A 6,958-nucleotide genomic window follows, 5' to 3' on the forward strand; every position below is an offset into this window, starting at 1 on the left:
TTACGTGATCGAGAACCCTTCAGACCTGGGGAATTTCGTGATCGCTGACAGGTCCGGGTGAGCAGGATAAAGCCGTCCTCGGTCAACATCTCGCGCGCGGCCTGCAGGGCCTTGACCCCGTCCGCGGCGTACCCGAAGGACTGCAGGAACAGGATCCGGTCGAACCGTCGACCCGCGAGCCCCGGCACCGCCGCCAGATCGGAGAGATCACCTTCGATGAGCTCGACGCCCGGCGGTGGCGCGATGAAGTTCCCGCTGATATCCACGCCGACCGACGCGGCGGCCCCGTCACTGGCCAGCTGCGCAATCTTGGTCCCGTTGCCGCAGCCAGCGTCCAGGACGGCGAGCCCGCTGACGTCACCGAGGAGGGCGCGCTGCGCAGGCCACTCGACGAGCCGATCCAGCGAGTCCTCGCGGGCCCGGGCCTGCTCGAAGCCCGACGCGAGCGTCTGCCATGGACGGCTCGAGTCGCCGCGGACTGCGCCAGCAGTGTGAGTTACCGAGTTCTCCTCAACCATGAGCGAATGATGCCGGATCACCGGTCCCTCTCGCCTGCTCGCCCCAGGGAGGACCGCCGCCTACCCGGCACGCCCGGGCGGACTCACTCTTGGGGGCCGTCTCCCGCTCGATCAAAGCCCTCGCGACTCAGATACCGAACCGGCTTGCCGAGCGACTCCGCGTAGGCAATCTCCCGTCGGGTTGACTCACCTACGTAGCCGCCCGGATCCACGATGTACACCTCGTCGGCCATGCGAATCTTTTGGAAGTGCACGCGGCCGAGCCGCCCCTTCAGGTCCGAGCTATCGGCTGCCCAGTCGTAGTCCGGCAGATCGGGGAGGCCGAACATTCCGAGGCTGATCACGACGCAACCTTCTATCGTGAGCCGTCGGTTGACCGTCGCGAACTCAGCCGCAAACTTGGTCGAGCCGCAGAGCGTGATGACCTTCGCCTCACCATCGGCCAACCGCGGCGCCTGCTGGTCCTCCATGACGTCCATGATCGGTGAACGGCAGGTCGAGTTCATCGTCGCCCCCTGGTCGCCTGCTCGTGCCGCGACGGGCGCGGATCGGCAGAGCTTTGCGACCGGCCTTGATACGCAGGGTGTCCACTACCCGCGGGCTCACGGTCTAATCCAGCGGGTCGCGGTCGAGCACCTCGACGTAGGCAATCAAGCCATCGACCACGTCGAGGATCAACATCCCTGACCACGGCGGATCGAGCAGCACATTCCGGTGCCCCGGCCCGTACGCCCCGTCCGGCTTTGGCGCTGTGTAAAAGCTCTGGCAGAAGTCGTCACCGCAGCCACAGCGCGCCACAACGCGAAGCGTCTCCATTTGTGCCGCCAGAGACTCCTCGCCTTCGGCAACGAGTGCGTCACGAAGCTGTCCTCCCAGAACCGGCCAGCGGTCCACCAGTCGCTGCGATGTGGCGTCCATCGGCTCAGTCAAGATGCCGACCGCGCCACCATTGGCCGCCGCCGGCGGCTTGCGGATTCGGCACTGTTGCTCGTTTGAACCGGTCGTTGAGCACGGCGACTACGCTCGCTAGCGTTCTCCCCCTGCGACCACCGCGCACGATTAGCGCTTCAAGCCGATCACGAGCTTCGAGCCCATCGTCGCCATCGCACTGCGGACATCCAGAGAGATGCGACGCGACGCCAGCCTGAGCGCGCCTGACGAGGTGCTCCCAGGAGCTCAGGTGCGACTTCGTCCACTGGCGGTTGATGGTTCTAGACGGCCGGGGCCGCAATGGCATCCCGCGAGATTCATATCGAGTCATCTGCTGCGCCGTGACGTGGCGCGATCCGGTGAGGTTGAACCGCCAGCCTACGCGAAGCAGCCCCCGCGGGATGCCTTGAATACGGTCAGACTTGATACGCAGGGTGTCCACTAGACGTCAGGCCGACCCGATGACGATGTCCTTCACCTCCAGCAGCGTCCCGATCCGGTGGCTGGCTCGGGAGAAGTCCTGCGTTGCGGTGAAGTCGTTGTGGACGATGACGCAGTCGATACCGGCCGCCACGGCCGACCTCAGGCCGCGTGACGAGTCTTCGACCACCAGCGTCTCGCCCGGAGTGGCTCCGAGTCGGTGCAGGCCGGTGAGGTACGGCTCCGGGTGCGGTTTGGAGTGCTGGTAGTCCTCGCGGCAGAGGACGAACTCCACGAACCGGGTGATCTGGCGCTTCTCGTGGATGAGCTCGAAGTCCGCCCGCTTCGCCGTGGTGACGATGGCCATCCGGACGAGGGTCGACAAGTCGGCGAGGGTGTCGACGACGCCCTCGATCTCGATGTCTTCCGTCCTCAGATACTCCTGGTACAGCTCGTCACGGATCCCCCGCAGCCTGCTGATGGTCTGCTCATCGACGCCGGCCGCCCTGGCTCCGGCCCACGTGCCCCTTCCCTGGCTCATGTCCCGGAGGTACTGGTGCTTGTCCAGAGTCAGGCCGATGTCCGCCAGGGCGCGTTGTCCTGCCGTGAAGTACCAGAGCTCGGTGTCCACCAGGACACCGTCATGGTCGAGGAGGACGGAGGTCTTCATACGGGTGATTCTCGTCCCAGCCGCTACGTCGTCAGGTGCAGCCGGAGGGTCATGGCGGTCGGGGTCTCGGCCAGGCCTGCGGAGAGCAGTCGGCGATCAGCACTCACCAGGGACGCGCCGAGCCCACGCGGCGTTCGGGATCGAGTGGTACCTCGCGCTGCTGGTCGCGACCGCGATCGCGCCGACCGACCCCGCGGTGGTGTTCTCCGTGCTCGGGCAACGCGAGATCGCCGGCCGCAGCGGCACCATCCTGGAAGGCGAATCCGGCGCCAACGACCCGGTCGGTATCGCGCTGATGTCCAGCCTCATCGTTGCCGGCCACCTCAACGCCGGCGCTTTCGGCCACGTCGCGACCCAATTCCTGCTGCAGATGGTTGTCGGCGCAGTCGTGGGCCTGGTCGGCGGGCGGACGCTGTTGTGGTTCACGCGCCGGGTCAGCCTTCCCGGTGAAGGTCTTTACCCCATCCGCACCCTGGCCTGTGCCGCGCTGCTGTACGGCGCTGCGACCCTCGCCCACGGCAGCGGGTTCCTGGCAGTCTTCGTCGCCGGCATCGTCCTGGGCGACGAGCGGGCCCCGTACAAGCGCGAGATCGAACGATTTCACTCCGCGCTGGCCGCGATCGCCGAGATCGTCGCCTTCGTCCTACTCGGCCTGACGGTGGACCTCGACGAACTGACCCATGAGAACGTGTGGCTACCCGGCCTGGTCCTCGGTATCGTCGTCGCCTGTGTCATCCGGCCCCTGTTCGTCGGCGCCTGCCTGATCCCGGCCCGACTTGGTCGCAACGAGAACGCCTTCATCCTGTTCGCTGGACTCAAGGGCGCCGTCCCGCTGCTGCTCGGCGAGCTCATGCTCGCCGCCGGCGTCCCCGAAGCCCGGCGACTCTACGGAATCGTTGCCGTGGTCGTCATCTTCTCCGTCCTGGTCCAGGGCAGCCTCACCCCCACCGTCGCCCACCTACTGAGGCTGCCGATGCGGCCGGTCGAACCCGAACCCTGGGCGATCGGCGTCCGTCTGGCCGACGAGCCTGAAGGTGTGCACCGCTACACCATCCGGGCCGGCGCTCCAGCCGACGGCCGCGCCATCGCCGACCTCGACGAACTACCCGAACAATGGTGGATGAATTTCCTCGTCAGGGACGGAGTACTCATCCAGATCCGCGGCACCACCACCCTCCACACCGGCGTCGAGGTCCTGGTGCTCAGCGACGAAGACGGCGCGGAGCAACTGCGCGCAGTCTTCGAAACCGGCCCTTCAACCTAGACGTCTCAGGGCGAGCTCTCTTCACTGGTGAGACGTCGGGGACAATGCTGTGAGAGAGACGTCCTCCGTGTCCGTGACGTAGGCCGCCCGACCGGGCGCGGTCTGCTCCCGCCAGTAGAGGTTCGTGTGCGCGATGACCTGCTCAGGCGGTGGGGCGCCCCACTCGCTCTGGTCGTTCGTCGTGTGCGCGTCCCCGACCAGGGTCACGTCGTAGCCACGGGTGAACGCACCGTGGATCGTCGACCGGATGCAGGCATCGGTCTCGGCGCCGGTCACGACGAGGTGGCCGATCCCGGCGGCGGCCAGCAGCGGCTCGAGGTCGGTGCCCTCGAAGGCATCGCCGGAGACCTTGTGGATCAGGGGCTCCGGCTCCTGCCGGGTGAGCTCGGGCACGTAGGTCCAGGCCTCGCTCCCCTGCGTCAGCTGCTCGTTGGAGTGCTGGACCCAGACGACCGGGACGTCTTCGGCCCGCGCCCGATCGACGAGGGTGCTGATGCGGGCGACGACGGCGTCTCGCTGGAAGGCCTGATCCATCACGCCCTGCTGGACGTCGATCACGATGAGGGCGGTGTGGGGTCGATGGGGCAGTGTCGTCATATCGCTCTCCTTCACAGGGATGACGTGCTCGGGCGCTACCACGCTAGGACCTGCCACCGAAATCACTCCGTCGCGGTTCGCTCGGGCCTGTCCCATTCCGGCGCCAGCACGGACCAGACCTCGAGGTCGTGTCGCGTCCCGCGGTAGGGGTAGCTCTCCCGCAGCACACCGTCCCGCGTCATCCCCAACCGCCTTGCGACCGCGATGCTGGACAGGTTGCCCGCCGACGCCACCCACTCGACGCGGTGGATCCCGCGCTCGGTGATCGCCCAGTCGATGATGACGCGCGCCGCCGCCGTCACCAAACCCCGTCCCACCGCTGCGGGCTCGAGCCAGCAGCCCGCTTCGGCGCTCCCGCGGCCGACGTCCATCGTCCGGAACATCACTCCCCCGACCAGCTGCCCCTCGAGCCAGATGCCGTGGATGCGGCCGGTGTCGCTCGCCGCCTTCTCGGCATAGCGCTCGAGGTAGGCGCGGCTCGAGTGCAGGTCGGTGACGGCATCCGGCAACCCGATGAAGCGTCCGATGAACTCCCGGCCACGATCCATGTGGGCCAGGAAGTCGGCCGCCTGCCAGGGCTCCAGGGGGCGGAGCTCGGCACCCTCCCCCAGCGGGACGGCATACATCGTGGTCCTCCTGTCGCGAGTCAGTGGCCCGCGTGGGGCAGGAGACCCATGGCCACGAGTGCGGCCCGGACCTCCTGCACCTCGTCGTCGTCCGCCGGTGCGTGCGGGAGTCGCATCGTGGCGGTGGGGATCAGGCCGAGCAGGGCCAGCGCCAGCTTGGAGCGCAGGGCTCCGTTGCCCGAGCCGCAGACGACGTCGATCGCGGGCAGCACCGAGAGGAAGGTCGCTCGGGCGGCGGCCGGGTCGCCCGCCTCGAACTCGCGGATGACCTGGGCCAGCCCGTCGCCGACGAGGTGACCAGCCATGCTCACCAACCCGATTGCTCCCACGGCGAGGAACGGCAGCAGTGTGCCGTCGTCGCCGCTGTACCAGGCCAGCCCGGTTGCGTCGATGGCACGGAGGGCGGCCTGGACGTCGCCGGTCGCGTCCTTGACCGCGACCACGCGGGGGTGTTCCGCGAGTCGCTGCAACGTGTCCGGCGCATAGCGCACCACGGTCCGGCCGGGCACGTCGTAGAGCATCACGGGCAGGCCCGTCGCATCAGCGACCGCCACGGTATGCCGGTAGATGCCCTCCTGCGAGGGGCGCGAGTAGTAGGGAGTGACGACGAGAAGACCGTGCGCGCCGGCCTCGGCGGCCTGCTCCGCCATCCGGACCGCATGCTGCGTGTCGTTGGACCCAGCGCCGGCCAGGACGATGGCCCGCTCCCCCACAGCCTCGACGACGGCCCGCACGAGATCGGACTTCTCCTGTGCGTGGGTCGTCGGGGCCTCCCCCGTCGTGCCGTTGAGGACCAGCCCGTCATGGCCGTGGTCGACGAGGTGGGTGGCCAGCGTGCCCGCGGCCTCGAGGTCGACCGACCCGTCCGCCGTCATCGGCGTGACCATCGCCGTGAGGAGCGATCCGAAGGGGCGGGTGGGGGTCACCGACATGGGTGTCAAACTACTCCGGCTGCTCGGCGCACGCCGTGCGGCGGACCGGTGCGGAGGCAGAAAAACCGGTTGCGGTCCTGACTCCTCGGGTGGTCTGCTGGGCTCCGCCAGCAACGGCACTCGGATGGGGAGAGGTGTCCACGACGCAGCGCACGACATCCGGGATCGCCTACGAAAGGGAAGGTCCGGCCGGTGGTCCTCCGGTCGTCCTGCTGCACGCGGGGATTGCGGACCGTCGGATGTGGGAGCCGTTGTGGCAGAGCCTGATCGGTGAACAGGACGTCGTCCGTCTCGACCTCAGGGGCTTCGGCGGGTCGACCACCCGTCCGGTTGGTGCGCTCTCCCCCGTCGGCGACACGCTCGACACCCTGGCCGCTCTCGGGGTCGCCCGCTGCCACCTCGTCGGCGCCTCCTTCGGTGCGGGCGTCGCGGTCGAGCTCACCCTGACCCGGCCCGACCTGGTGGCGTCGCTCCTGCTGTGCTCGCCCGGCGGGTCGCTCATCGCCGAGCTCACTCCTGACCTCGAGGACTTCGTCGCGGCAGAGCGCGCGGCTCTGGCTGCGGACGACCTCGAGGCGGCGGTCGAGGCCAACCTGCGCTGGTGGGTGGACAGCCCGCACCGAGACCCGGGTGGTCGCGCACTGGACGCCGACGTGTGCGCCCAGGTTGCCCGGATGCAGCGGCTCGCCTTCGAGGTCACCGCCGGCTGGCACGACGTCGAGGAGGTCGAGCTCGACCCGCCCGCTCTCGTCCGGCTTGATGAGATCCGCTGCCCCACAACGGTCCTCGTGGGCGGCTACGACCTCGACGCGATCCAGATCGCTGCCCGCGCGCTCATCGGCGGCATACCGGGGGCTCGGCGCGTCGACTGGCCGGACACCGCGCATCTGCCGTCGCTCGAGCGGCCGGACGACTTCCTCGCACTCGTCCGCGAGTGCATCCGCTGACGGGACGGCCGACACCGCGCCCGTCGAGGTCGTGGTCCAGCGCTGAGGTCGTGG

At 68.6% G+C, this 6,958-nt stretch carries 9 protein-coding genes; 2 read left to right on the forward strand and 7 right to left on the reverse strand.

The genetic code is table 11. The annotated features are described in order from the left end of the window. The 4 genes from Q0R63_RS17630 to Q0R63_RS17645 form a co-directional block, all read right to left on the reverse strand. Window positions 1-518, reverse strand: a 518-nt coding sequence (locus Q0R63_RS17630; RefSeq protein WP_295700212.1) for a class I SAM-dependent methyltransferase, incomplete at its 3' end; no start/stop codon positions are given. A gap of 83 nt (window positions 519-601) precedes the next feature. Further along, complete coding sequence (locus tag Q0R63_RS17635) at window positions 602-988, reverse strand: hypothetical protein (RefSeq protein WP_295700215.1); 387 nt, start codon at window positions 986-988, stop codon at window positions 602-604. A 139-nt stretch (window positions 989-1,127) separates the two neighbouring features. Continuing rightward, a complete protein-coding gene (locus tag Q0R63_RS17640) occupies window positions 1,128-1,436 on the reverse strand; it encodes a hypothetical protein (RefSeq protein WP_295700218.1) in 309 nt (102 codons plus the stop codon). 460 nt (window positions 1,437-1,896) lie between these two features. Then, a complete protein-coding gene (locus tag Q0R63_RS17645) occupies window positions 1,897-2,538 on the reverse strand; it encodes an HAD family phosphatase (protein WP_295700220.1) in 642 nt (213 codons plus the stop codon). Between Q0R63_RS17645 and Q0R63_RS17650 the strand changes: the two genes are divergently transcribed. Beyond that, the gene (locus Q0R63_RS17650) at window positions 2,447-3,802 is read left to right on the forward strand and encodes a cation:proton antiporter (protein WP_295700221.1); all 1,356 of its coding nucleotides are present in this window, start codon (window positions 2,447-2,449) and stop codon (window positions 3,800-3,802) included. The two genes, Q0R63_RS17645 and Q0R63_RS17650, sit on opposite strands and share 92 nt — an antisense overlap. A 21-nt stretch (window positions 3,803-3,823) precedes the next feature. Here the strand turns inward: Q0R63_RS17650 and Q0R63_RS17655 are convergent, their stop codons facing one another. The 3 genes from Q0R63_RS17655 to dapA form a co-directional block, all read right to left on the reverse strand. After that, entirely contained in the window at window positions 3,824-4,399 is a 576-nt protein-coding gene (locus Q0R63_RS17655; RefSeq protein WP_295700222.1) for an isochorismatase family protein, read from the reverse strand. Window positions 4,400-4,461: 62 nt separating this feature from the next. Continuing rightward, complete coding sequence (locus Q0R63_RS17660) at window positions 4,462-5,025, reverse strand: GNAT family protein (protein WP_295700223.1); 564 nt, start codon at window positions 5,023-5,025, stop codon at window positions 4,462-4,464. Window positions 5,026-5,045: 20 nt separating this feature from the next. Continuing rightward, complete coding sequence (gene dapA, locus Q0R63_RS17665; RefSeq protein ID WP_295700226.1) at window positions 5,046-5,957, reverse strand: 4-hydroxy-tetrahydrodipicolinate synthase; 912 nt, start codon at window positions 5,955-5,957, stop codon at window positions 5,046-5,048. A 134-nt stretch (window positions 5,958-6,091) separates the two neighbouring features. Between dapA and Q0R63_RS17670 the strand changes: the two genes are divergently transcribed. Further along, window positions 6,092-6,904 (forward strand): alpha/beta hydrolase, encoded by an 813-nt coding sequence (locus tag Q0R63_RS17670; protein WP_295700228.1) that lies wholly within the window; start codon window positions 6,092-6,094, stop codon window positions 6,902-6,904. Window positions 6,905-6,958: the final 54 nt, after the last annotated feature.

It is taken from the genome of Lapillicoccus sp., from assembly GCF_025353065.1.
GTDB lineage: Bacteria > Actinomycetota > Actinomycetes > Actinomycetales > Dermatophilaceae > Lapillicoccus.

Coding starts and splice junctions, on each gene's coding strand:
- Q0R63_RS17655 (WP_295700222.1), bottom strand. CDS start 4,399: ATGACGACACTGCCCCATCGACCCCACACCGCCCTCATCGTGATCGAC.
- Q0R63_RS17660 (WP_295700223.1), bottom strand. CDS start 5,025: ATGTATGCCGTCCCGCTGGGGGAGGGTGCCGAGCTCCGCCCCCTGGAG.
- Q0R63_RS17635 (WP_295700215.1), bottom strand. CDS start 988: ATGGAGGACCAGCAGGCGCCGCGGTTGGCCGATGGTGAGGCGAAGGTC.
- dapA (WP_295700226.1), bottom strand. CDS start 5,957: ATGTCGGTGACCCCCACCCGCCCCTTCGGATCGCTCCTCACGGCGATG.
- Q0R63_RS17650 (WP_295700221.1), top strand. CDS start 2,447: ATGTCCGCCAGGGCGCGTTGTCCTGCCGTGAAGTACCAGAGCTCGGTG.
- Q0R63_RS17640 (WP_295700218.1), bottom strand. CDS start 1,436: ATGGACGCCACATCGCAGCGACTGGTGGACCGCTGGCCGGTTCTGGGA.
- Q0R63_RS17645 (WP_295700220.1), bottom strand. CDS start 2,538: ATGAAGACCTCCGTCCTCCTCGACCATGACGGTGTCCTGGTGGACACC.